This is a genomic window from Janthinobacterium sp. TPC_1, assembly GCF_056037845.1.
Genome location: NZ_CP195157.1, coordinates 4,035,889 through 4,058,535, shown reverse-complemented (window position 1 = coordinate 4,058,535; position 22,647 = coordinate 4,035,889). Strand labels below are relative to the sequence as shown.

17 protein-coding genes and 2 pseudogenes are annotated in these 22,647 nt (G+C 67.3%); 5 read left to right on the top strand and 14 right to left on the bottom strand.

Annotation, left to right across the window (positions count from 1 at the left end; all coding sequences use genetic code 11):
• Positions 1 to 7: 7 nt before the first annotated feature.
• The 13 genes and pseudogenes from ACQVLG_RS19935 to ACQVLG_RS19875 all read right to left on the bottom strand — a co-directional run bounded on the left by ACQVLG_RS19935 (position 8) and on the right by ACQVLG_RS19875 (position 17,861).
• Positions 8 to 2,029, bottom strand: coding sequence for an SWIM zinc finger family protein (locus ACQVLG_RS19935; RefSeq protein WP_474290741.1), 2,022 nt, complete (start codon positions 2,027 to 2,029; stop codon positions 8 to 10).
• Positions 2,026 to 2,907, bottom strand: a complete 882-nt coding sequence (locus ACQVLG_RS19930) for a VWA domain-containing protein (protein ID WP_474290740.1) — start codon at positions 2,905 to 2,907, stop codon at positions 2,026 to 2,028. Before ACQVLG_RS19930 ends, ACQVLG_RS19935 begins: the two co-directional genes overlap by 4 nt.
• A complete protein-coding gene (locus ACQVLG_RS19925; RefSeq protein WP_474290739.1) occupies positions 2,862 to 3,161 on the bottom strand; it encodes a hypothetical protein in 300 nt (99 codons plus the stop codon). Before ACQVLG_RS19925 ends, ACQVLG_RS19930 begins: the two co-directional genes overlap by 46 nt.
• Positions 3,154 to 3,909, bottom strand: coding sequence for a DUF5682 family protein (locus ACQVLG_RS19920; protein ID WP_474290738.1), 756 nt, complete (start codon positions 3,907 to 3,909; stop codon positions 3,154 to 3,156). The genes ACQVLG_RS19925 and ACQVLG_RS19920 overlap by 8 nt, the downstream gene beginning before the upstream one ends.
• A complete protein-coding gene (locus ACQVLG_RS19915) occupies positions 3,906 to 5,408 on the bottom strand; it encodes a DUF5682 family protein (protein ID WP_474290737.1) in 1,503 nt (500 codons plus the stop codon). Before ACQVLG_RS19915 ends, ACQVLG_RS19920 begins: the two co-directional genes overlap by 4 nt.
• 16 nt (positions 5,409 to 5,424) lie before the next feature.
• Positions 5,425 to 5,631 (bottom strand): hypothetical protein, encoded by a 207-nt coding sequence (locus ACQVLG_RS19910; RefSeq protein WP_474290736.1) that lies wholly within the window; start codon positions 5,629 to 5,631, stop codon positions 5,425 to 5,427.
• Positions 5,622 to 6,728, bottom strand: coding sequence for an ATP-binding protein (locus ACQVLG_RS19905; protein ID WP_474290735.1), 1,107 nt, complete (start codon positions 6,726 to 6,728; stop codon positions 5,622 to 5,624). The genes ACQVLG_RS19910 and ACQVLG_RS19905 overlap by 10 nt, the downstream gene beginning before the upstream one ends.
• 17 nt (positions 6,729 to 6,745) lie before the next feature.
• Positions 6,746 to 7,612, bottom strand: coding sequence for a DUF4132 domain-containing protein (locus ACQVLG_RS19900; RefSeq protein WP_474295731.1), 867 nt, complete (start codon positions 7,610 to 7,612; stop codon positions 6,746 to 6,748).
• Positions 7,613 to 7,626: 14 nt separating this feature from the next.
• The gene (locus tag ACQVLG_RS19895; protein WP_474290734.1) at positions 7,627 to 10,425 is read right to left on the bottom strand and encodes a hypothetical protein; all 2,799 of its coding nucleotides are present in this window, start codon (positions 10,423 to 10,425) and stop codon (positions 7,627 to 7,629) included.
• A gap of 98 nt (positions 10,426 to 10,523) precedes the next feature.
• Positions 10,524 to 14,081, bottom strand: coding sequence for a DUF4132 domain-containing protein (locus tag ACQVLG_RS19890; RefSeq protein WP_474290733.1), 3,558 nt, complete (start codon positions 14,079 to 14,081; stop codon positions 10,524 to 10,526).
• Between the two features lie 134 nt (positions 14,082 to 14,215).
• Positions 14,216 to 15,123, bottom strand: a pseudogene (mmsB, locus tag ACQVLG_RS19885) (3-hydroxyisobutyrate dehydrogenase).
• 10 nt (positions 15,124 to 15,133) lie between these two features.
• Entirely contained in the window at positions 15,134 to 16,648 is a 1,515-nt protein-coding gene (locus ACQVLG_RS19880) for a CoA-acylating methylmalonate-semialdehyde dehydrogenase (RefSeq protein ID WP_474290732.1), read from the bottom strand.
• A gap of 16 nt (positions 16,649 to 16,664) precedes the next feature.
• Positions 16,665 to 17,861 carry an ABC transporter substrate-binding protein gene (locus tag ACQVLG_RS19875; protein ID WP_474295729.1) on the bottom strand — a complete coding sequence of 399 codons (1,197 nt, stop codon included), beginning with the start codon at positions 17,859 to 17,861 and terminating at the stop codon, positions 16,665 to 16,667.
• 142 nt (positions 17,862 to 18,003) lie between these two features.
• On the opposite strand from ACQVLG_RS19875, the gene ACQVLG_RS19870 reads away from it, so the two are divergent.
• From ACQVLG_RS19870 to ACQVLG_RS19850, 5 genes and pseudogenes are all read left to right on the top strand, one after another.
• Complete coding sequence (locus tag ACQVLG_RS19870) at positions 18,004 to 18,921, top strand: LysR family transcriptional regulator (protein WP_474290731.1); 918 nt, start codon at positions 18,004 to 18,006, stop codon at positions 18,919 to 18,921.
• A gap of 42 nt (positions 18,922 to 18,963) precedes the next feature.
• Positions 18,964 to 19,492, top strand: a pseudogene (locus tag ACQVLG_RS19865) (isochorismatase family protein).
• 108 nt (positions 19,493 to 19,600) lie between these two features.
• Positions 19,601 to 20,542 carry a carboxypeptidase-like regulatory domain-containing protein gene (locus tag ACQVLG_RS19860; RefSeq protein WP_474290730.1) on the top strand — a complete coding sequence of 314 codons (942 nt, stop codon included), beginning with the start codon at positions 19,601 to 19,603 and terminating at the stop codon, positions 20,540 to 20,542.
• Complete coding sequence (locus tag ACQVLG_RS19855) at positions 20,440 to 20,982, top strand: hypothetical protein (protein WP_474290729.1); 543 nt, start codon at positions 20,440 to 20,442, stop codon at positions 20,980 to 20,982. Before ACQVLG_RS19860 ends, ACQVLG_RS19855 begins: the two co-directional genes overlap by 103 nt.
• Complete coding sequence (locus tag ACQVLG_RS19850) at positions 20,952 to 21,470, top strand: hypothetical protein (protein WP_474290728.1); 519 nt, start codon at positions 20,952 to 20,954, stop codon at positions 21,468 to 21,470. Before ACQVLG_RS19855 ends, ACQVLG_RS19850 begins: the two co-directional genes overlap by 31 nt.
• 12 nt (positions 21,471 to 21,482) lie before the next feature.
• Here ACQVLG_RS19850 and ACQVLG_RS19845 read toward each other — a convergent pair whose 3' ends face one another.
• Positions 21,483 to 22,646, bottom strand: coding sequence for an acetyltransferase domain-containing protein (locus tag ACQVLG_RS19845; RefSeq protein ID WP_474290727.1), 1,164 nt, complete (start codon positions 22,644 to 22,646; stop codon positions 21,483 to 21,485).
• Between the last annotated feature and the right edge of the window lies 1 nt (position 22,647).

The window sequence follows — 22,647 nt, the reverse complement described above, 5'->3', positions numbered from 1 at the left end:
GCCACGGCTACCCTGCCGCCTCCAGCGCGAGGCACGTCGTGCAGACGTACGCCAGGCGCAAGGCTTCAGGCGCGCGCGGCGCACTGACGTAGGCCGCCAGCAGGCCGGCCGGCAAATCCAGGCCCAGCGCGCGCAAGGTGGCGCCGTGCCGCGCCAGTTCACCGGCCAGTTCCGCTTCCAGCCGCGGCCGGCCGCTACGCGCCTGCAGTGCGAGAAGGTCGAGCACCTGGGCCAGCACCCGTGATGCCGCCGAGGCTTGCTGCGGCGCCGACGGCGCCAGGCTGGTACCCCCCAGGCTCTTGAAAAAACGCGCCAGCGCCGACGGCAGCTTGCCTGCGTCGATCTCGAAATCGAGCGACACCACGCTCAGCTTGGCATTCTTGGCGATGAGCAGCGCCACCGGTTGCCAGCCGCCGGCTTCGCCGCGCGCGCGGCTGGCCAGCACGGCCCGGATATCGGCGCCGTCCGCCACGGCCGCCTGCAGCCGCGTGATGCGCGGGCGTAGCGCCGGCAGTGCCGGAATCTGCAAGTCCAGGGCGGCGCCACTGGCATCGAACACTTGCCAATCGAGCCGCTGCCCCACTTCGTCAAGCTGCGGCCGCGCCACTGCCGCCGGGCGCAACAGCACGCAATCGATGGGCTCCGGCGCCAGGCCGACGTTGCCGCTCATGAAGGCGGCCAGCGCCGTCCAGTCGCTGAAACCCAGACTCTGCCAGCGCGCATCGTCGAGCGCCCACAGCGGCGCCGCACTGGCGCGCACCCGGCTGTCCATGGCAAGCCGCCCATCGTCGGCCAGGGACGCGCCTGCCAACTGCCAGCTCGCCTCGCACATATGCCGCGCGCTGCCGGCGCCCGCCCACAGGCTGCCCGCATCCCATGCCGATTCGCGCGTAAACGAGTGGTCGCTGGCGTCGGGCCGCGCCAGCACGGCCTGCACGATGCGACCCTCGGCATGCTGCCAGAACGACAAGGTCAGGCCATGCGCGCCGCCGCGCGTTTCCCACCAATACGCGCCCAGCGGCAGCAGCTCGAGGGGCGCATCACCGGCCGCATCGAAGCTGCGCCGCACCTGTCCGCGCAAGCGCTGCAAGAGCGGGCCCGGCGCGTGTTCGAGCGCCGCGCACAAGGCGCTGATGGCCGCCATCTCTTCAAATGCCTGGCGCTCGCTGGCGTGGTAATCGCGCCGCACGAGCAAATCCAGCGTACCGCCCAGGCCACGCAACAGGGCGGCAAGACGGGGCAGGTTTTCGCTGCGCGCCGACATGGTCAGCGCGCGCAGCTGGCCGGCGGCAATCGCGCTGGCATGCGACAAGCCGTTGTCGTACAGCTCACCGAGCAGCCGCCGCACCTGGGCCAGGAACACCAGCTCTGACGTACTCATGCCCTGCGCTGCGGCGACAGGCGCCGCTGCGGTGCCGTCCGGCCAGGCAAACTCCCGGCCATGCTTGCGCCAGACGCAGGCCAGCGCATACAGGTGCAGCGCCTTGCGCAGGGCCGCCGGGGTATCGGACACCATGGCGTCCGCACCGGCGCCGCGCAGATAGCTGCAGCCCAGTTTCAACAGGGGCAGCTCGATCTGCAGCCTGGCATTGACGATGGTGACGTCCGCCTGGTCGCCTTCCGCCAGCCAGGCCAGCGCCTGGCGCACCGCCGGCTTGCCCGCCTGCTTGCAGACGGCCGCGCTGTCAAGCGCCAGCACTTCCTCCTGCACGCCGGCCGGCGGCGCATCTTGGACACCGTCCTGTCCACTGTCTTGTCCACTCTCCTGCGGCAGTTCGCGCAACCACACGGCAGCGGCCAGGATATGCTTGCAGATGCCGGGCGCCGGGCAATCGCAGCGGCCCTTCTGCGGTCCGCCCGCATCGAGCAGCACCCGCTGGCCGTCGGCGACCAGGGCGCCGCCCACGTCATCCTGCCAGCCCACCTTGCCCGCCTCGATATCTTTCAGGGCACGGCGCAGCAGGCCCGCGTTGGCCAGCGTCGCCAGGCTGTCGTCGTCGAAGCTGCGGTACACGGCGTGCCAGCTCATCCCATCACCCCGCCCAGCCATTCGGCAAAGTGCTGCGGCGTCAATGCCGCCACGTGCATGCCCTGCTCCGCCAGGCGCTGCGCCATGCCGTGGTCATACACGGGCTGCGCGCGCGCGTCGAGCGCCGCCAGGCCCAGCAGGGTGACGCGCGACTCGGCCATGCGCTTGAGCGCCGCCAGCAGCGGCCCTGGCGGCGCGCCCTCCTCGAAATCGCTGATCAGGGCCATTACCGTGCGTTGCGGATTGCTTACCAGCTGCTCGCAATACTGCACCGCGCGGCCGATATTCGTGCCGCCGCCCAGCTGCACCGTCAGCAGCACCTCGACCGGGTCGGCGGCCAGGTGCGTCAGGTCCACCACGCCGGTGTCGAACACCACCAGCCGCACGTTGACGCCCGGCAGGCCGGACAGGATGCCGGCCACCACCGCCGCATAGATCACCGAATCCATCATCGAGGCGCTCTGGTCGACGCACAGGATGACGTCCCACGGCAGGCTGCGCTTGACGCGCGCATTGAAGATAGGCCGCGCCATCAGCAGGCGGCGGCTGGCCAGATCGTAGTGTTTCAGGTTGGCGGTGATGGTGGCGCGCCAGTCGAAGTTCTGCGCGCTCTTCATCTGCGTGCGACGAAAGCGGTTGCGCCGCCCCACCACCGCGTTGACGAAATCCTTGCGCAGGCGCTCGGTGATTTCTTCGACCACGCGCCGTATCACGGCGCGCACCGCGTCGTGCATGTCCGCGCCGAGCCGCCCGCGCATGCCGATCAGGGCGCGCGCCAGCGCCTGGTTCGGCTCCAGGCTGGCCAGGACAAACGGGTCGCGCAGCAGGCCGCTCAATTCATAGCGCTCGATCGCGTGGCCCTGCACGCGCTCGTACACGTCCTGCGGGAACAGCTTGCGCGTGTCTGTGCCAGCCAGTCGATGGCGCGCAGCTGGCTGGGATCCAGCGAACCGCCACCGCCGGCACGCAGCATGCCCTTGCGCGCATACTCGCGGCCATACAGGTAATCGAGGCAGGCATCGAGCCGGCCATCATTGGCGGACCACGCTTCGGTTTGCAGCGGCTGCGCGTAGCGTCCCAGCATCAGGCGCCAGCGGCGCAGCAACGCCTGATTGTCCAGATTCTCAGCCATGCGGCTTCTCCGTTGAAAGATCCAGCCAGCCAGACAGCGCATCGCGCTCCAGGCAGGCGGCCAGCGCCGCGTTCAGGCGGCCGCCTGCCAGCATCTCGTCTTCGCTGACGTCGTAGTGGAATTCGGCCTGCAAGGCGTCCGGCGCGGCGCCGTTGAGCACCGCCAGCGCCTCGGCCAGGTCGCTCGTCTCCTGCGGCTTCAGGCCAGTGAAGGCCAGCCGCAAATCGGGCAGATACTGGATGAAACTGGCCTCGTCCCAGCTGCCGACCAGGGTATTGAAGCTGCGCCGCAGTCCCGGCTGCGTCAGCAGCAATTCAGGCGCGGCGGCCATCAGGCCCGACAGGAAGCGCACGGCGTCCTGCGGCGTGGCGCCGGCGCCGAAGCGCTGTTCCAGCAAGCGCGACAAATCCTGTTCATCCCAGGCGCCATCGAGGAACAGCAGCGCGGCAGCGGCGCCGCAGATGCCGGGCGCGCAGCCGCGCATCGCCGTCAGGGACTGCAGGCGCCGGTGCAGGTCGCCGGCTTCGAAGGCCAGGCCAGCCTCCTGCTCCGGCAAGGCGCCGCGTGCGGCACGGCCGAATTCGCGCAATGCCAGCAACTGTCCCACTTGCGCGCCTTCGCCGTCCATCCCCGTATCGGCCAGCCCGGGCAGCAGGAACAGCGCGGCCGGCCAGACACGCCGCATCAGCGCCAGCACGCCCGGATGGTCGCGCACGCCCAGCGGCTCGCGCGCGCGCCACAGGGTCACCAGCGCATGGCCGCAGGCGACGACGAGGCAAAATCGGCATCCTCATCGAGATGGCGCGACAACAGCGACAACAGAGCGGGCAGGCGTTCATGCAATCCCACCAGGCAGGCGCGCACCAGCAGGGCCGCGGCGCTGCCGGCCGAACGGGCCCGGCCCGCGTCACCCAGCGCCTGCTCTTCGCGCAGCAGCCGCGCCAGCGCCACCTCGGCCAGGGTGGCGCCATCGGCGGCCAATTCGATCAGGCGCGCTTCGACCAGCGGCGTCCACGCATACGTCCATTCCTCGAACAGCAGTTCCAGCCGGCTGCCGGCCATGAAATCGGGGCCGCCCTGCCAGCGCGCCAGGTCCGTGTCCAGATACTGCATCAGATGAAAGAAGCGGCTGCGCCGGCGGTGGCGCTGCTTGCGGTACAGATCCAGCCGCGCCAGCCGCGTGTCGCCGTCGTCGAGGCGCAAGCCATGGCGATGCGCAGCCGCGCGCGCGTCTTGCACCAGCGGCGGCGAACCGGCCGACGGCGGCACGTCGCCCAGCCGGCTGCCCGTCATCTGGCGCCGCACGTCGTCGAACAGGCCTTGCATGCCATCGTCGATGGCGCCCTTGACGAAGCAGGAACGCATGGCGTCAAGCACGTCCTGGCGGCCCGGCCCCGCATGGCCGCGCAAGGCGGCGAGCCTGGCCGCCTGCAGCACCGCCGCCTGTACCTGCGCCGTGGAGATGCGCTCCTGCACGCCGCGCGCCCGGCTGTCCTGGGCCAGCCTGGTCAACTGGTCCACGGCGACGGCAAGCTGATGATCGCCAGGCGCCGGCGACTGCAGGGCGTCCCAGACGGCCTGGTAGTAGGCGGGCGCCGGCATGCCGGCGCCGTAGCCATTCAGTGCATCGAGCCGCTCGAAGCTGTAGCGTATCAGCCAGCTGGCGCCAGCGGCGGCCGACGCGGCCAACGCGGCAGGCGCAGGATCGGCGTCAAGCAGTTCGATCAGCGCGCTGGTGTGAAAGCCGCCGGTGACCACCACCACGGGGCCGTCGACCTGTTTGCGCCAGCGGGCGATATGCGCCGCCATGTGGCGTTCGCGCGGCAGGCTGCCTTCCGCTTCCAGCACGGCCGGCTCGTAATCGAGGCGGGCCATGGCGCAGTATGAAAACACGTCGCCAAACACGCTGCGCCAGTCCGCCAGCGCCGCGCGCGAGCGCGCCTCGAACAGGTGATCCCACAATTCGTCCTGGTCGCGGCAGCCGGCGCGCGCGGCCAGGGCGTTCAGATAGCTGCTGTGGGCCAGGTAGCGCTCGGCCATCAGGCTGCGCGCCTCGGCATCGGGCTGCGCGTCGGCCGAGCCCGCGCGCGCCTGCCACGGCAGGTCGATGAAGGCCAGCTGCGCCTGCACGGCCGCCCCCTCGCGCAGCGCCACCCATTCGGGGCTGTAATCGCAAAACGGGAAAAACGCCGATTGCGCGCGCGCGCCCTCCGCGCCTGCCGCCGGCGTCTGGCACAACAGCGCCACGGGCGGGCGCGTGCGTTCATCCCAGCAGGGGCAGCATGTCCGTAAAACCTTCCGGTCCCTCGATCAGCACGGCGGCCGGGCGCAATTCGCGCAACATGGCCTGCAATGCATGCGCACATGCCGGGCTGTGGTGGCGCACCGGCGCAAAGTACACGCCCGGCCCGAACAGCCTGGCGCGCGCAGCAGCCACGCCGGCAGGCAAATCCGGCTGCACTACAGCCATAGCTGGCGCGCCGCGTCGCCGAAGCTTTTCCACAAGTCGTCGCGGCGGCCACGTTCGCGCACCACCGTGTCGAAGTAATGGCGCACGCGCTTGAGGTCATCGGCGTTGTCCTTCAGGACCACGCCCTGCAGCTGGTTGGCCAGCTCGCGCGGGCGCAAGGTGCCGTCGCCGAAATGCAGCGCCTCCAGCGAAGCCGCATAGACCAGGTTGACCGCCTCGGCGCTCGACATCACCGCCTCCGGCGTCTTGATGGCCGTACCTTCGCGGGTCTGGCCGGCGCGCAGTTCCTGGAACGTGGTCACCAGCAGTTCGACCACGTCACGCCTGACGATGACGGCGGCGCCGATGGCATCGAGTTCGCGCTGCAGCTGCTGCATCACCAGTTCGACTTCGAAGCCATGGTCGCGGATCGGCTTGACGGTTTCGAAGTTGAAGCGGCGTTTCAGCGCCGACGACATTTCATGCACGCCGCGGTCGCGCAAGTTGGCGCTGGCGATGATATTGAAGCCGCGCCGCGCATGCACGCGCGCGTCGCCGCCCAGTTCGGGAATCATCAGCTGCTTTTCCGACATCAGTGAAATGAGCACGTCCTGCATCTCGGGCGCGCAGCGCGTGATTTCCTCGAAGCGCACCAGCTTGCCCGCTTCCATGGCCTGGAACAAGGGCGACGGCACCAGTGCGCGCCGGCTCGGCCCTTCGGCCAGCAGCAAGGCATAGTTCCACGAATACTTGATATGGTCTTCAGTGGTGCCGGCCGTGCCCTGTATCGCCAGCGCGGAGTCGCCGCTGATGGCCGCGGCCAGCAGCAATTCGGACAGCAGCGACTTGGCCGTACCCGGCTCGCCCACCAGCATCAACCCCTGGTGCCCCATCAAGGTGACGATGGCGCGGTCGACCAGCGGATCGTCGCCATAGAATTTGCGGCTCACTTGCAGCGCCGCGTCGCCCAGGATGAAGCGGCGCACCGCGCGCGGCGACAGCTGCCAGCCCTCCGGGCGCGGATCGGCATCGGCCTCCTTCAGGCGTTCCAGCTCGCTCGCGTAGCGCTGTTCGGCGCTGCGGCGCACCACCTGGTTATCGTTATCTTGTTCCGTCATGATTTTGCTTTCTTTGCTTACCACGGCATTTTACTTTCCCATTGCGCATCATAGCCGCCGCACGCCTTCGACACCGCCAGATAATCGGCATAGGTTTCGGCCAGCAGCACGGACGGCACGTCGGCCAGCGGCACAGCCTCGTCGCGCCAGGAGCGCGGCAAGGGATAGAATTGCAGCGTTTTCAGGGCGGCCGCCATCAATTCCTCTGGCAGGCTGCTGCCGGAAAATTCGATCACTGCGCGCAGGCCGGCGCTGACGAAATCCTTGTGATACTCGGTGAAGACGCCGCCATCCTCGGCCTGGCCGCGCTGATAGCCGTGCTTGCCGAAGGCGCCGCGCAAGCCGAAGGTGTCGCCCACCCAGCCTTCGCGGTCCGCGATGTGCCGGCCTGCCATCAGCGCGGCGTCGGGCAACTGGTGGGCCAGCTGCTCGAACAGGGGCTTGACCTTGTAATCCTTGAAATGGCGCTGCCAGGCGGCGATCTGCGGCGCATCCAGCAGCGAGGCGTGCGCCAGGCGCAGCCGGCTGCCATCGTTCAGGTCGACTTCCTCGTCGTCCGCGTCGAGCAGGCTGCCATCGTCGCTGGGGCGCAGCAGGGTGCGGCCTGCGTCGTCCTCGCTGATCCACACCAGCGCCTGCACCAGGCGGCCAGCGATCGGATGGCCGAGCAGGTAATCGCGCCACTCCTGCGCCGGCCAGACACGTCCCGCGCACATGGCTTCGTACAGGCGTGCCGTCTGCATGGTGATGACTTGCTTGAGTTCCTTCTTGCACACGGATAGCTGCTGTTTGGCCTCCTTCGCCAGTTCGGGCGCTTCGTCCTGGCGCGGCTCGGGCAAGGCCTTGATCTCCTTGCCGTCGGGGTTGTGCAGGCGCGGCTTCATGGCGCCGTCCAGGGTCACATGGAAGACACGCTCGCCATACGACAGGTCGAGGCGGCCGCTGTCGTCGAAGCCGCCGGTCGGGATCGTGCGGTCGCCCAGCTGGTCCTGGCTCCAGCCCTTGCCTTGCGCGATGCGCTCGACCAGCAGGCGCGCCTTTTCCTGCACCGAGGCCGTGCGGTAGCGCCGCGCAATGCCCAGCAATAACTGGATAACGGCCGGGTCGTAGCCGTCAGCGAGGCCGTCGAGCATCGCTTCGATCTGCGCGCGGCGCGGGTAATGGTCGCGCATATACGCTTGCAGCAGGCTGATCGCCACATGGCCGGCGTATGGGCGGCCAGCGCCAGGATGCCCTTCTCGCCGATGGCGCTGCCCAGGTATTCGGCCATCTTGTTGCGGCGGATCTGGTCGAACACCTGCTCTTCGGTCATCTTGCCCTGCGCGCCATAATACTCGGGATAGCGTCTGGCGTTGTCCTGGTAGCTCTGGTAGGTCTGCGGCGCGCGCGCCTGCGCTTCGGCGGTCGCCACTTCCAGGCTCGGGCCGCGCAGATCCTCGGTGATGAACAGGCGCAGCACCGTCTCGCCCAGGGCGGCGCGGCCTGCCTCGTCGAGCAGGCCCAGATAGCGCTGCAGCAAGGCGTTGCCGCCCGGCTCCTTCAATTTACAGGCCAGTACCACCCACCAGCGGATGACGTCGGCGTCGACCGGCGTGCCGTCCTGCCAGCGGCAGGCGGGCAGCGCCTCGAAGACGAACCAGGCCAGGCCGACGGGCGCCTTGCCCTTCAAGCCCTTGCGCGCGGCGGCCAGCAATATCTCGGGCGACAGGCGCGGACTCAGGTCCTCGCCCAGTTTTTCCAGCGCCGTCATCAGCGCGGCGATCACGGTCTCGCGCGTCTCCTTGTCCAGCGCCTGGTACAGCGCCGGGACGGCGGCACGGTAATCGAGGTCGGCCAGCCAGCGCGCGGCGCCGATGCGCATGTCCTGCTTGCTCGATCCCAGTGCCTCGGCCACGCGCTTGCCGATATCGGGCAGGCTGGCCAGCACCTGCTGCGCGCTGGCGCGGTGCTGCTTGCCCTCTCCCAACGCGAGCTCCATCACGCGCGGCAGCCATTGCGCCGGCAGCATCGGAAAGGTAGCCAGCACTTCCAGGGTGGGACCCAGCTCGGGCGTCACGCCCTGGCGCCTTTCGACGGCGCGCAAGCCCAGGCCCTGCTCGACCAGTTCGGGGCGTTCCGCGAACAGCGGCCAGACCATGTCCGCCGCCAGCACCTGCTGCGGCTTGGCGCCCCACCAGTTGCTGGCCATGCAGGCCATGGCCACGCTGTCATGCTCGTCGCCGGCCTCGCGCATGGCGCGCGCCAGCAGGCGCAGGTCAAACGTGGACAGGTCCTGCCGCGCCAGCCATTTCTGGAAGAAGTCATCGTGCCAGAAGTGAAAACTATTGCGCCGCGTGGCCTGCAGCCAGCGTGCCATGTGCGCCACGCCAAAATCCGGCAAGGCAGCCAGCTTGCCCTGCAGTTCGACGGGTTCGCGCGCCAGGTTATTTTGCAAGGGCCGCTCGTCGCCCTTCGCCGCCTCGCCATTGAACACGCGGATGGCCGTTTCCAGCCAGACCGGCTTGAACGCCTCATAGCGCTTCAGGCGCTCCTGCTTCCATTCGTACTTGAGCTTGGCGTGCTGGTTGTCTTCGCGCTCCTGCCGTGCTTCGGCGCGGTACTTTTCCAACAACGCCGTATGATTGGCCTGCAGCAGTTGCAGCGCGGCGTCGCCCAGGCGCGCCGCCGGCGGCGCGGGCGGCAGCGGCGGCACGGGCTGTTCCGCCGCGCCGGCATCGCTGGCCGCGCCCAGCCACGACAAGGCATTGCGGATGGCCGCCTGCACCGGTTTGCTCGCCTCCTGCGCCAGCGCCTGTTCCAGCAGCGCACCCTGCTGCGGCCCCAGGCTGCGGCCCAGCAGCTCGGCCGCCTGCACGCGCTCTTCCGTCTTGCCCGTCAACAGGCACTGCTGCAGCAAGACGGCCCTGCGTTCCACGGGAATGGCGGCCAGATGCGGAGCCGCTTCGATGCGCACGCTCTTGCCGCCGTCGACGGCCAGGCGCACCAGGATGGCGGCATAGGCGTCGGCCAGCGCGGGCGCGGCGCCCAGACGCCGGGCCAGCTGCGCCTTGCCGCTGGCCGACAGCAGCGCCGGCAATTGCTCCACCTGCGCGGCATGCGCGAGCATGTAAACGTCAAGCGCGCCCGGCGCCAGCAGGCGCTGCAGGCAGTTGTCGCGCACGTATTCGCTCAATTCGCGCCGTTCGAACACCAGTTGCAGCGCGCCGTCTTCCGCTTCGCCATCGGCTGCCAGCAGGCGCGCCAGCAGCGCCACGTCCCAGCCGCGCCGGTTGACCGTGGTCGCCTGTGCGCGCGTCTCGGAAAAGCTGGCGAACAGCGCATCGCCGAGCAGATAGTCGAGCCACTGCGGCACCGCGGCGCCAGTGCGCTCCAGCGTATCGCCCCCGTCGGCGGCCTGTAGCAGCTTGCCCAGGCGCACCAGCAGCGCCGCGTCCAGCGCCGCCGCATCGGACTGGGCATAGAACTGGTGCCGGTGGCGCAGGCTTTCGTTGGCCAGCGCGCCATCCTTGCTACTCATGTTATGGGTATAAAAGTGGGAGTACAGGCGCCCGGGCTTGCCCAGCAAGGTGCCGCCGCGCGGCGCCGCCGCCTGCACATCGAGCAGCACGCCTTCCTGGCGCCCTTCGCAGACGAACTCGCAGGCGCGCTCCCACAGCGCAGGCGATATCTGCGCCAGGCCGCGCAAGCCCTTCTTCAATGCGCATGCTCATCCGGGCCTGCCATACCCGCTACGCCCTGCGCCAGTTCCAGTATTTTTTTAAACATGCGTCGTTCCATCGTGAATAGTCATTGAAATCATTGCCATGGCATCCGTTCCTCCCATGCGGCATCAAAACCCGCACACTGCGCCGCCACCGCCAGGTAGTCGCCATAGGCCTCGGCCAGCAGCACGCCCGGCACCTCGGCCGGCACTACGGCGTGCTGGCGCCGGGGGCCGGACAGGCGCTCGAAGCGCAGGCTTTTCAAGGCGGCGGGCAGGTTTTTCTCCGGCTGCACATTGCCCGAGAAATCGATCGCGACGCGCAGGTCGGCGGCGCCAAAGTCCTTGTAGTAACTGTCGCACAGGCCGCCGTCGTCGGCCGGTGTGCGCTGGTATCCGAGCTTGCCGAACGCGGCGTGCAATGCACGGGCATCGCTGACCCAGCCCAGACGGTCGCTGATGGCCACGCCGCCGAGCAAGGCCGCATCGGGTGACGAACGCTGCAATTGTTCGAACAGCGGCGTGATCTTGTAGTCGATGAGGTGCCGCTGCCAGTCGCCGATCTGCGGCCCGCTCAAGATGGCGGCATGGGCCAGGCGCAAGGCGCTGCCTGGCGCCAGCACCAGCTCCGCGTCATCCGCGCCGATCAGGCTGCCATCTTCCGTGGGACGCAGCAGTTGCAGCGGCACGCCGCCATCATCCTGCGCCTGCCATACCAGCCGCTGCGCCAGGCGCCCGACGACGGGATGGCCAAGCAGATGGCGCTGCCACTCTTCCAGCGGCCAGACGCGGCCCGTGCACATGGCGCAGTACAGCCGCGCCGCCTGCGTCTCGGCCACCTGCCTGACCTCTTTCCTGCAAGCGGCCAGCGCCTGCCTGGATTCCTGGACGAGGCGCTCGTCATCACCCAGGCATGCTGCGGGCAAGGTCTTGATTTCGCCACCATCGGCACGCTGCAGCACGGGCTTCAAGGCAGGGTCCAGCGTGGCATAAAACCGCCGTCCGCCGTAGTCGAGTTCGAGCCGGCCCGCAGCATCGAGGCCGGCCATGGCTACCGTGCGATCGGCCAGTTGCTCTTCGCTCCAGCCCCGCCGTTGCGCGATCTGTCCGACCAGCTCACGCGCCCTGCCTTGCACGCCAGCGTTGCGGTAACGGTGCGCCACGCCCAGCAGGAACTGGACCACGGCCGGATCATCGCCGCCGGCCAGGGCTTCCAGCATGGCCTCGATCTGCGCGCGGCTTGCATGGGAATCGCGCATATACGCCTGCAGCAGGCTGACCGCTTCGCTGCCGGGCGCATGGGCGGCCAGCGCCAGCATGCCTTTCTCGCCGATCGCGCTGCCGCGGCTCTCGTCATGGGCGATAAACGTGCGCAGCACCATGCCGCCGAGCGCCGCCCGGCTGGCAGGCGCCAGCAAACACAGGTAACGCGCCAGCAAGCCATTGCCGCCCGGCTGCTTCAATTGACAGGCCAGCACCAGCCACCAACGCACGATACCCGCCTCGACCGCCTGGCCATTGCGCCATGCGCAGGCTGGCAGCATCGAGAACGGGAACCACGAAAGGCCAGCCGGCGCCTTGCCGCGCAATCCCTCCCGCGCCTGCGCCAGCAGCAGCTCGGGCGACAGGCGCGGCGACAGGTCTTCACCCAGCGTTTCCAGCGCCGCCATCAGCACCGCGCCGACAGTCGCGCGGCTTTCCCGTTCCAGCGCCTGGTACAGCGACGGCACGGCCGCGCGGCAGCCAAGTTCCGCCAGCCAGCGCGCGGCGATGCTGCGCACTTCCTGCTTGCCGGAATCCAGATTGTCGCTCACCTGCTGGCCGATACCGGGCACCCTGGCCAGCAAGCGCTGGGCGCTGAGGCGATAGGTCTTGCCCTCGCCCAGCGCCAGCTCCATCAGGCGCGGACGCCAGCGCACGGGTAGCGCGGGGAACAATTCGAGCAGCTCCAGGGTCCATGCCAGTTCCAGCGTGATATCGCCACGCGCCACCGACAGGCCCAGGGCCTGCTCGACCAGTGCCGGCTGTTCGAAAAACAGGGGCCATATGGCGTCGGCCGGCAGCATGTGCTGCGCCTGCGGCGGGCCGTGCCAGCCGGGCGCCAGCCAGGCCAGCGCCACGAGGTCGGGCATCGCGCCGGCGTCGCGCAGCAGGGCATCGATGGTGCGCAGATCGACGCCTGCCGGGTCCTGACGCGCCAGCCAGACCTGGAATGGCTGATCATTCCACAGCGAGAAGCGCTGCTCGCGCAGCGGGCCATACCACAGCGCCAGCTGACGCAGGCCGAAATCGGCCAGGTCAAACAGCTGCCCGTGCAGGCAAATCGTGTCGCGCATGGCTTCGTCGTGCAACAGCAGCCGGTCCGCCGCATCGCCCTGCCCATTCAAGGCGCGGAGCACTCCACGCAAGCTGGCTTCTCCGCAAGCCAGTTGCTGCTGCTCGCGGCGCTGCCAGTAGTCATTCTGCCCATGCTGGCGACGATTCTCCGCTTCTTCCTTGCGCGCAGCGGCATCGCATTCCTTGAGCAGTTCGCCATGGTTTTCCAGCAGGATCCGCAGCGCCTCCTCGCCCAGCACCGTGTGGGGCGCCTGCGGCGCAGGCGGCGGCGCGTCCGCGGCAGCGGGCGGCCCGTCCATGCGCGCCAGCGCAGCGGCAATCGCCTGCCTGGCGGCCTTGCCCGACTCCTGCGGCAGCGCCCGTTCGAGCAGCGCCCGTTTGAGCAGCGCCGGCGTGGCATCAGTGCCCAGCAGTTCAGCCGCGCGCGCGCGCTCATCGAGCTTGCCGTCCAGGAGCCAGTGTCCGAGCAAGGCCAGTTGCCGCTCCCCGGCCATCGCGCTGACAAACGGCGCGGCCGCCGCGCGCACGGCCTTGCTGCCGTCGACGGCCAAACGCACCAGCACATCGTCAAAAACACCCGCCAGCCTGGGGGCACTGCCCAGGCGGGCGGCCAGCATACGCCGCCCCTGCGCCGACAGGCGTGACGCCAGCGCGCGTACCTGCTCCGGCCGCTCCTGCATGTAGTCATCGAGCGCGCCCGGCGCCAACAGGCGCCGCAGGCAGCCTTCCAGCTGATGCTCGGCGATCCGCCTGCGCTCAAACACCAGTTCCAGCGCAGGGCCGGGGGACAGGCCGTCCGCTTCCAGCAGGCGTGCCACCAGTCGCACATCCCAGGCGGGACGGTTGTCGGCCGTGGCTTCGTCGCGCGTCTGGCTGCGGGTGGCGAACAGGGCGTCGTTGACCAGGTAATGCAGCCAGTCGGGTACATCTGCGCCCGTCGGTGCGAACGACAGGCCATGGTCGGCCGCCTCCAGCACCTTGCCCAGCCTGACCAGGCATGCCGGCGACAGCGCGCCGGCATCGGGCGCCGCATACAATGCGTCGCGCGCGACCAGGCCCGCGCGTGCCTGCTGCGCGTCCCCGTCGCTGGTGCCGGTGGCGAAAAAACTGTGGCTCAGGCGGCCCGGATGGCCAAGCACGGCAGCAGTGCGCGCACCACCTTGCCGCAGTTTCTGCAACGTGGCCGAGTGCTCACCGCCAAGGACAAAGGCGCAGCTATCCTGCCACAGCATCCTGTCGATGTTGGCGAGTCCCTTCAATCCCCGTTCCAGGGCCGCCCGGCCTGCGCCAGGCACATGCTTTCCCGTGTCGTTCATGCGCATCCCCGATCTTGCCCTAGATCACAAGTTGCTGATTGTATATTCTTATCCTCCTGATAGCATGTACGTTTGGATTGCGTCAAATAAAAAAAAAGCGCTCCCGCAGGAGCGCCATCGCCACGACAGCGGCCTTATGCCGGCGTATCCTGCAGCCGGTAGATGCTGGAGAAATCGAGCCCGCCCGATCCTGCCTTGCTGTGCATGTCATACAGCGTGCGCGCCAGCGCGCCCAGGGGTACGCTGGCGCCCGAGGCCTCGGCGCTTTCCATAGCCAGGCCCAGGTCTTTCAGCATCAAATCGACGCCGAAGCCGCCCGTGTAGCCGCGCGCGACGCGGGCACGTTCTCGGCCACGCCGGGGCACGGGTTGTACACCTCCAGGGTCCAGTTGCGGCCCGAGCTTTTCGCCATCACGTCCGACACCACTTTCGGATCGAGGCCATTGGCCACGCCCAGGCGGATCGCTTCGCTGGTGCCGATCATGAGTATCCCCAGCAGCATGTTGTTGCAGATCTTGACCGTCTGCCCGCAACCGGAGCCGCCCGCATGGAAGATCGCCTTGCCCATGACGTCCAGGTAGGGCCGCGCCGCCGCCAGCGCGGATTCTTCGCCGCCCACCATGAACGTCAGGGTGCCGTTGGTGGCGCCCGCCGTGCCGCCTGAGACGGGCGCGTCCAGCATGGGCATGCCCTTTTCCTCGGCCGCGCGGCCCACCTGGCGCGCCGCCTCGGTGGAAATCGTCGAACAGTCGATCAGCAGGGTGCCGGGCCGCGCCTGCGCCAGGATGCCGGAGTCCCCCAAAGGGTTACCCAAATAAGCACCCAGCACGTGGCGGCTGGCCGGCAGCATGGTGATGACGATGTCGGCCTGGCCTATCGCCGCCGCCTGGTCGTCGGCGACCAGGCCGCCGCCATCGGCAAATTGCCGCACGCTGGCAGGCAGCAAGTCGAAACCCGTCACCGCATGGCCGGCACGCACCAGGTTTTGCGCCATGGGCAGCCCCATGTTCCCCAGGCCGATAAAAACGATATTGGTACTCATCGCCGCCTCCTTATTTCATCGCAATGGTGGTATTGACGCCGCTGCCGCCATCGTCCGGGGCGAACCAGCGCGCCGTGACGGTCTTGGTCTGCGTCCAGAAGTACAAGGCTTGCTTGCCGTTCGGGCCCAGGTCGCCCAGTTTCGACGCGCGCGAGCCCGTAAAGCTGAAATAGGCGACGGGCACGGGGATGGCCACGTTGATGCCCACCTGCCCCACGTCGATCTCGTTCTGGAACTTGCGCCCCGCCCAGCCGGACGAGGTGAAGATCGACGTGCCGTTGCCGTTCGGGTTGGCGTTGATGAAGGCGATGGCCTGGTCCAGGGTGTCCGTCTCCACCACGCACATGGCGGGGCCGAAGATTTCCTGCGTGTAGACGGAGTTCGACGCGGCCACCTTCGAGAAAATCGTCGGCCCCATGAAATTGCCGCCCTCATAGCCGGCCACCTTGTGGCCACGGCCGTCGAGCAGCAGCTGCGCGCCTTCGTCCACGCCCGCCTGTATCAGTTTTTCCGCCCGCTGCATGGCGGCCTTGGACACCATCGGACCCAGGTCGGCCGTGCGGTCGCTGCCCGGCCCCACTTTCAGCGCTTGCGAACGGGCGACGATTTCCGGCAGCCAGGAACGCGCCTCGCCCACCAGCACGACGACGGAATTGGCCATGCAGCGCTGGCCGGCCGCGCCAAAGGCGGCGCCGATCAGGTTATTGATCGCCTGCTCCTTGTTGGCGTCGGCCAGCACCACGCAATGGTTTTTCGCGCCCATCATCGATTGCGCGCGCTTGCCCGATTCGCTGGCGCGGCGGTACACATGCGTGCCCACGTGGGTGGAGCCGATGAAGGAGACGGCCTTGATGTCCGGATGGTCGCACAGCATGTTGACGACGTCCGCGCCGCCATGCACGACGTTCAGCACGCCCGCCGGCAAGCCCGCCTGGTACATCAGTTCCACCAGGTACATGCTCGAAGACGGATCCTGTTCCGACGGTTTCAGCACAAACGTATTGCCGCAGGCGATGGCAATCGGGAACATGAAGCACGGCAGCATGACGGGGAAATTGAACGCCGTGATGCCGGCGCCCACGCCCAGCGGCTGATAGATATTGTAGACATCGACGCCCGTGGCCGCGTTTTCCGCGATTTCGCCCAGCTGCAGGGTGGCGATCGAGCACGCGTGCTCCACCACTTCCAGGCCGCGCATCACTTCCCCTTCCGCATCGGGCAGGGTCTTGCCGTGTTCGCGCGTGATCAGTTCGGCCAGGGCGCCGATATTGTCGCGGATCAAATGCTGGTACTTGAGCATGATGCGCATGCGCGCCGCCAGCGGGATGTTGCGCCACGTTTTAAAGGCTTCCTTGGCCGTGGCGACGGCCAGATTGACTTCGTCGGGCGTGGAAAACGGCACCCTGGCGACGATTTCCTGCGTGGCCGGGTTGACGACGTCGCGCCATTCCGTGCTGGTCGAGGCGTGATGCTTGCCGGCGATGTGCAGGGGGACGGCGGGGACTGAGGTGAGGGCTTGGTTCATTTGTTTGGCTCCGTGATTATTTTTTAACGAGATTGCACGCCGCCCCATCCATCGGCTTGAACGCCTGGTCGGCGGGAATGGTGGACAGCACTTTCAGGTAGTCCCACGCGCCCTTCGATTCGGCCGGGGTCTTGACCTGCACCAGGTACATGTCGTGGATGACGCGGCCGTCGGGGCGGATCGAGGCGTTGTTCATGACGGCATCCTTGATGGGCAGCTCGCGCATTTTCTGGGCGACGATCTTCGAGTCGTCGCTCTTCGCGGCCGCCACCGATTTCAGGTAGTGGTAGACGCTCGAATACACGCCCGCCTGCACCATGGTCGGCTTGGCGCCCTTGTTGAGCGCTTCGAAGCGCTTGGCGAACGCGCGGCTGCGGTCATCGTAATCCCAGTAAAAACCGTCCGCGTAGACGAGGCCCTGGGCCGTTTCCAGTCCCAGCGCGTGCACGTCGGACAGGAACACGAGCAAGGCGGCCAGGCGCTGGTCCTTGCCGCTGCCGATGCGGAATTCGCGCGCCTGCTTGATGGCCGAGACGGTGTCGGCGCCGCCGTTGGCCAGGCCGATCACCTGCGCTTTCGACCCTTGCGCCTGCACCAGGAAGGACGAGAAATCGGACGCGTTCAGCGGATGGCGCACGGCGCCCAGCACCGTGCCGCCGTTGCGCTTGACGACTTCGCTGGCGTCTTTTTCCAGCGAATGGCCGAACGCATAATCGACGGTGACGAAATACCAGGATTTCTGCCCCAGCTTGGTCAGCGCCGCCGCCGTGCCGGCCGCCTGCGAATACGTGTCGAACATCCAGTGGAAGCCGTTCGGCGAGCAATCTTCATTCGTCAGGCGTCCCGTGGCCGGGCCGCTGAACATGGCGATGCCGCCCTTCTCTTTCATCAGCTTTTGCACGGACAGGGCCACCGAGGAATTGGTCAGATCGGCGATGGCGTCAACCTTGTCGCGGTCCAGCCATTCGCGCGCCTTGGAGGCGGCAATATCAGCCTTGTTCAGGTGGTCGGCGGAGAGGATTTCGATCTTCATGCCCTTGCATTCGGCTTTCAGGCAATCCTCGACGGCCATCTGGCTGGCGACGACGGAGCCGCGCCCGCCCATGGCCGAATACGGGCCGGACATGTCGGTCAGGATGCCGACCTTGACGACGCCATCGGAAATCTGCGCGTGCGCGCCGGTGAAAGACAGGGAAAGCGCCAGCGCGCCCATGGCCAGAACGGTTTTTTTCATGCGTGTCTCCAGGTGAACGGGTTTTCTTATATGTTTAGATGCATTCTGCATGTGTAAAAATATGCGTTCAAGTGGAATTAATGCATAATTCCTTTGCAAAAATGCACAAAGAGGATAAGCCATGCTCGATTGGGACAATGTACGGGTCTTCCTGGAACTGACGCGCAGCGCGGGACTCGTCGATGCGGCGAAAAAGCTGGGCATCGACCATTCCACCGTGTCGCGGCGCATGCGCAAGTTCGAGGAGCAGGTGGGCACGCAGCTGTTCGACCGGAACTACGTGGGCTACCAGCTGACGCCCGAGGGCCACCGCCTGATGGAATACGCGGAAACCATGGAAAGCACGGTGTTTGCCGCCACCGAGGAGCTGGGCGAACACAACCGATTGCTGTCGGGCCAGGTGCGCCTGGGCGCCACGGAGGGCTTCGGCGCCATCGTGCTGGCGCCCCACCTGGCGCAGTTTTGCGGCCGCTACCCGCACATCAGCGTGGACCTGATCGCCGTGCCCCGTTTCGTCAGCCTGTCCAAGCGCGAGGCGGACGTGGCCATTTCCATCGAGCGGCCCCTGTCCGGCCCGTATGTCGTGACGAAGCTGTCCGACTACCGGCTGAAACTATACGCCACGCCAGGCTACCTGGCGCGCCACGCGGCCATCACCAGCGTGGCGCAGCTGGCGCAGCACCCCATCATCGGCTACGTGGACGACCTGGTCTTCAGTTCGGAGCTGCGCTACATGGACAACGTGGCGCCCGATTCCCTGCGCGCATTCCGCAGCACCAGCGTGATCGCCCAGTACCACGCGGCGCGCGCGGGCCAGGCGCTGGCGATCCTGCCCTGCTTCGTGGCCCAGCAGTCGAACGAGCTGGTGCCCGTGCTCGACGGCGAGATCGACCTGCTGCGCGCCTTCTGGATGGTTTCGCCCAGCGAGCGGCGCAACATCGCCCGGGTCAGCGCCCTGTGGAACTACCTGCGCGGCGCCATCGAGCTCAATCATGCCTACCTGATGGGCGAAACGGCCGTGCCCAGCTGGCCAAGCTGACTGCGCGCTACACTGTCGCCACATATTAATAAGGAGAACGCCATGCTGATGGATGCGAACCAGGCCGTACTGGTCATTGTCGACCTGCAAGGCCGTTTGATGCCGGCCATCCACGACGCCGGCCTGGTGCTGGCGCAAAACCTGCGCCTGGCGAAGATTGCCCGCCTGCTCGGCGTGCCCGTGCTGGGCACGGAACAGAACCGCCAGGGGCTGGGGCCGAACGTGGAAGAGATCGCCGCGCTGTGCGAACGCACCTTGCACAAGACGCATTTCGGCGCCTGTGCCGACGGCTTGCAGGACATGCTGCCCGCCGGACGCAAACAGATCGTCGTCACGGGTTGCGAAGCCCATGTGTGCATGCTGCAGACGGCCATCGGCCTGCTGGAACTCGGGTATGACGTCATCATCGCCATCGACGCCGTCGGCTCGCGCCAGGCCGCCAGCCGCGACGCGGCGCTGGCCCGCCTGGACAGGCTGGGCGCCCAGCTGGTGACGGTCGAGGCTGGCCTTTGAATGGTTGCGCGACTGCAAGCACCCGCGCTTCCGCGAGGTATTGGCGCTCATCAAATAACACGCAAGGTTTAAGCAGGATCAAGCCCCTCGGCCACCCATTTGCTAGCTTGGTAACAGCGCCGCCATTGCGAGCGGCGCAACTGTCCAACCGAGCTGGAGAACCATCATGGCCTATATCCTGCGGGGCAAGCTGTGCGGCTTGATCTGTGCCGAATGTCCGGAACCGCTGTCGCACGTGATCGTGCGCCTGTACCGGCCGCGCGACACGCAAAACGTCACGGCCCTGGCCGTGGCCAGCGCCAAGGAAACCTTCGCCATCCTCACGGACGAGGAAGTGCAGGCGAAAGCCCCCTTCCTGCTGGCCGAAGCGCGCACGGATGACGACGGCAACTACAGTTTCACCCTGGAAGGCGATTACCAGGGAGAGGCCGTCGAAGTCGATATCCTGTGCCCCACCGTGCCGCATTTGAAACCGGGGCCGAAAGAGCCCGTGCCGCTGCAATTTTCCATCACCACCCTCCAGCCCCGCTGGCGCCAGGCCGACAACGATTTCGTCGCCGTCTGGGACTATTGCCTGCCGCAACGCTTCTGGTGCCTGGTGCGCGCCCGCTTCGGCGCCTGGACCATCTGCGGCCGGCTGCGCACCTGCGATGCGCCCCATGCGCCGATCGCGGGCGCCACCGTGCGGGCCTTTGACGCGGACTGGCTGCAGGACGATGCGCTGGGCGTTGCCGTCACCGATGCCACGGGGCGCTTCCGCATCGATTACCTGACGTCCGACTTCACGCTGACGCCGTTTTCGCCGTTCATCAACGTGGAATTTGCCAGCGGCCCCGACGTGTATTTCACGGCGCAGCTGGGCAGCGTGACCATCCTGTCGGAAACGCAAGCCAACGGCCGCCAGCCGGGGCGCGAAAACGTGGGCCACTGTTTCTGCGTGGAATTGTGTTCGAAAGATGTCTTGCCGCCCGACGTGGAAGGCGTGCCCACTGGCAGCAGGTGGAAGTGTTCGACATCCACCCGTTTCCCTCGCTGGCGGGCTTTTCCGCGCAAGGCTATGCGGGCGGCGCCGGCGCCTCGTACGTGTTCGCCGGCGGCGTCACATTGAAAGGCAATTGCCCGCTGCGCAACAGCGCCATCCCCGCCAACCCGCTCGAATACCGTTTCCTCATCGGCGAATGGTCCTGGCCCGGCGGCACGGACGACCCGACGGCCATCCCGACGGTGCCGCCCGCCAGCCTGGTGCCGTTGACGCAAGTGCTCGGCACCCTCGTCGGCTATGTGTTTTATACGAATGGACTGGGCCTGGCCGACTCGGCGCAAGTGATCGTCGACGCGGGCGACTTGAAACCGGGCGGCTGGATACGCGTGGACGGCAAGCCCGTCACGGTGGACATGCGCGACGGCACGACGGCCGTCGTCAACGTGGCACCCAACATCTTCCTGCGCACGTTCGACTTGCTTACCGTGAATACGCCCGCCATCCCAGCCTGCATCCGGCCAAGCTGCCGGGCGGCTTGCCCATCCTCGACGCGGGCCGCAGCCTGACGGCGGCCGAGAGCGAACCGATACGCCGCTACCGCATGGGCTTCGAGGTGCGCGATGGAAATACCCTGGCACTGGTGGCCACGGACGGGCTCGACTCCATCGTCTTCGACAACTCGCCCGTCATCGTGGCGCTGGACCTGGAAGAGTTGCGCAGCAATGCCTGCAACCCCATCGCGGGCGGCCTCGTGCATATCCTGTACACGATCGACCACCCGCATTTGCGTTTTTTCAATATCACGATTTCCAACAACAACGGCATCCAGCACCCGCCGCCACCGCTGCCGGCCGCCAGTTTCACGCCACCGCCACCGCCCAGCAATTATCTGTTCCGCGGCGGCGCGGGCGGCCCCCACTTATCGGGCAACAATGGCGGTTTTCCCGTCAACGTGGCGCTGGACCCGCCGTGCGCCTACCGCGTGGCCATCGCGTGGCAGACGCGGCATTACCTGGCATCCAGCCACAGCATTGACAGGCTGTATTGCAAATAGAATAGGATTGACTCAGAAATAACGCACCCAGGCCTGTGTTGAGGTGCGTTTGTAATTGGCAAACGCGCGGCAGGGAAAGTACAGCACGGGCATCAGGGCCAGCGCGATCAGCCAGACTTGCCAGATGTGCCCGACGCCATAACGGGCACCGTGATTGGCGCCCAGCACGGCCGTCAAGGTCAGGCCGATGGCCAGCAGCAGATACAGGTGCAGCAAGTAATAGAACATGGGCGCGCCGCCAAAGGTGGCGCAAGCCCGCGTGAACCCGTTATCGACGCTTTCCAGCCAGGCCAGGCCCAGCATCCCCAGGCCCAGGGTGAACAGCAAAAAGTCCAGCGACGGCGGATACTTGGTGAAGTTCAGCACGCTCATGGCCGTGCGCAAGGCCGTGTCGCCCGCCACCCACGGCAGGGTTTCGCCATACAGATTGAAACCGCGCAGCAGGCCCAGCAGCAGCAAGCTGCCCGCGCCCAGCGCCAGCAGCCAGCGCCGCCGTGCCGTGGCGGAACGCTCCCGCGCATACAGGGGGCCGGCCGCATAGCCGAGCACGATCACGCCTATCCACGGCAGCAGCGGATAGCTGACCTTGATCTGCATGGCGCCATCCGCCACCAGGTAACCGCGTTGCAGCAGCACCGTCAGAGCGTAATAGGCAAAGGTGCCCTCTTGCGCGCACAAGCCAGTCATCAAATGTTGTCCCGCGACAATCGCCACGCCCAGCACGAGCAGCACGTTCAAAGGCAGCTTGTGCAGCACGGCCAGCGCCATCATGGCCAGGCCGATGACCCAGATCACCTGCAGATACAGCACGGCCGGCGGAAACGCCCCGCTCCACGCGAAATTGACGAACACCAGCTCCAGTACGACCAGCAGCAAGCCCCGCTTGAACAAAAAGCCGCTGGCGCTGCGCGGACCGGCGGCCGGATGCGCGTACAGCCAGGCCGACAGGCCCGTCAGGAAAACGAACATCGGCGCGCAGACATGGGCGGCCAGGCGCGTGAAGAACAGGGCCGGATCGACGCTGGCCGCATCCATCGGGTCGCTGACCTGATGGTGTAAAAAGACGGTCTCGCGCACATGGTCGAACAGCATGATCAGCATGACGAGGCCGCGCAGCACGTCGATGACGGCGATGCGGGTGCGCAGGGTGGCGGGAGTAGTCAAGGTCATCGTCATC

Coding starts and splice junctions, on each gene's coding strand:
- ACQVLG_RS19935 (WP_474290741.1), bottom strand. CDS start 2,029: ATGAGCTGGCACGCCGTGTACCGCAGCTTCGACGACGACAGCCTGGCG.
- ACQVLG_RS19845 (WP_474290727.1), bottom strand. CDS start 22,646: ATGACGATGACCTTGACTACTCCCGCCACCCTGCGCACCCGCATCGCC.
- ACQVLG_RS19880 (WP_474290732.1), bottom strand. CDS start 16,648: ATGAACCAAGCCCTCACCTCAGTCCCCGCCGTCCCCCTGCACATCGCC.
- ACQVLG_RS19910 (WP_474290736.1), bottom strand. CDS start 5,631: ATGGCTGTAGTGCAGCCGGATTTGCCTGCCGGCGTGGCTGCTGCGCGC.
- ACQVLG_RS19925 (WP_474290739.1), bottom strand. CDS start 3,161: ATGGCTGAGAATCTGGACAATCAGGCGTTGCTGCGCCGCTGGCGCCTG.
- ACQVLG_RS19890 (WP_474290733.1), bottom strand. CDS start 14,081: ATGAACGACACGGGAAAGCATGTGCCTGGCGCAGGCCGGGCGGCCCTG.
- ACQVLG_RS19860 (WP_474290730.1), top strand. CDS start 19,601: ATGGCCTATATCCTGCGGGGCAAGCTGTGCGGCTTGATCTGTGCCGAA.
- ACQVLG_RS19875 (WP_474295729.1), bottom strand. CDS start 17,861: ATGGGCGCGCTGGCGCTTTCCCTGTCTTTCACCGGCGCGCACGCGCAG.
- ACQVLG_RS19900 (WP_474295731.1), bottom strand. CDS start 7,612: ATGAAGCCGCGCCTGCACAACCCCGACGGCAAGGAGATCAAGGCCTTG.
- ACQVLG_RS19870 (WP_474290731.1), top strand. CDS start 18,004: ATGCTCGATTGGGACAATGTACGGGTCTTCCTGGAACTGACGCGCAGC.
- ACQVLG_RS19905 (WP_474290735.1), bottom strand. CDS start 6,728: ATGACGGAACAAGATAACGATAACCAGGTGGTGCGCCGCAGCGCCGAA.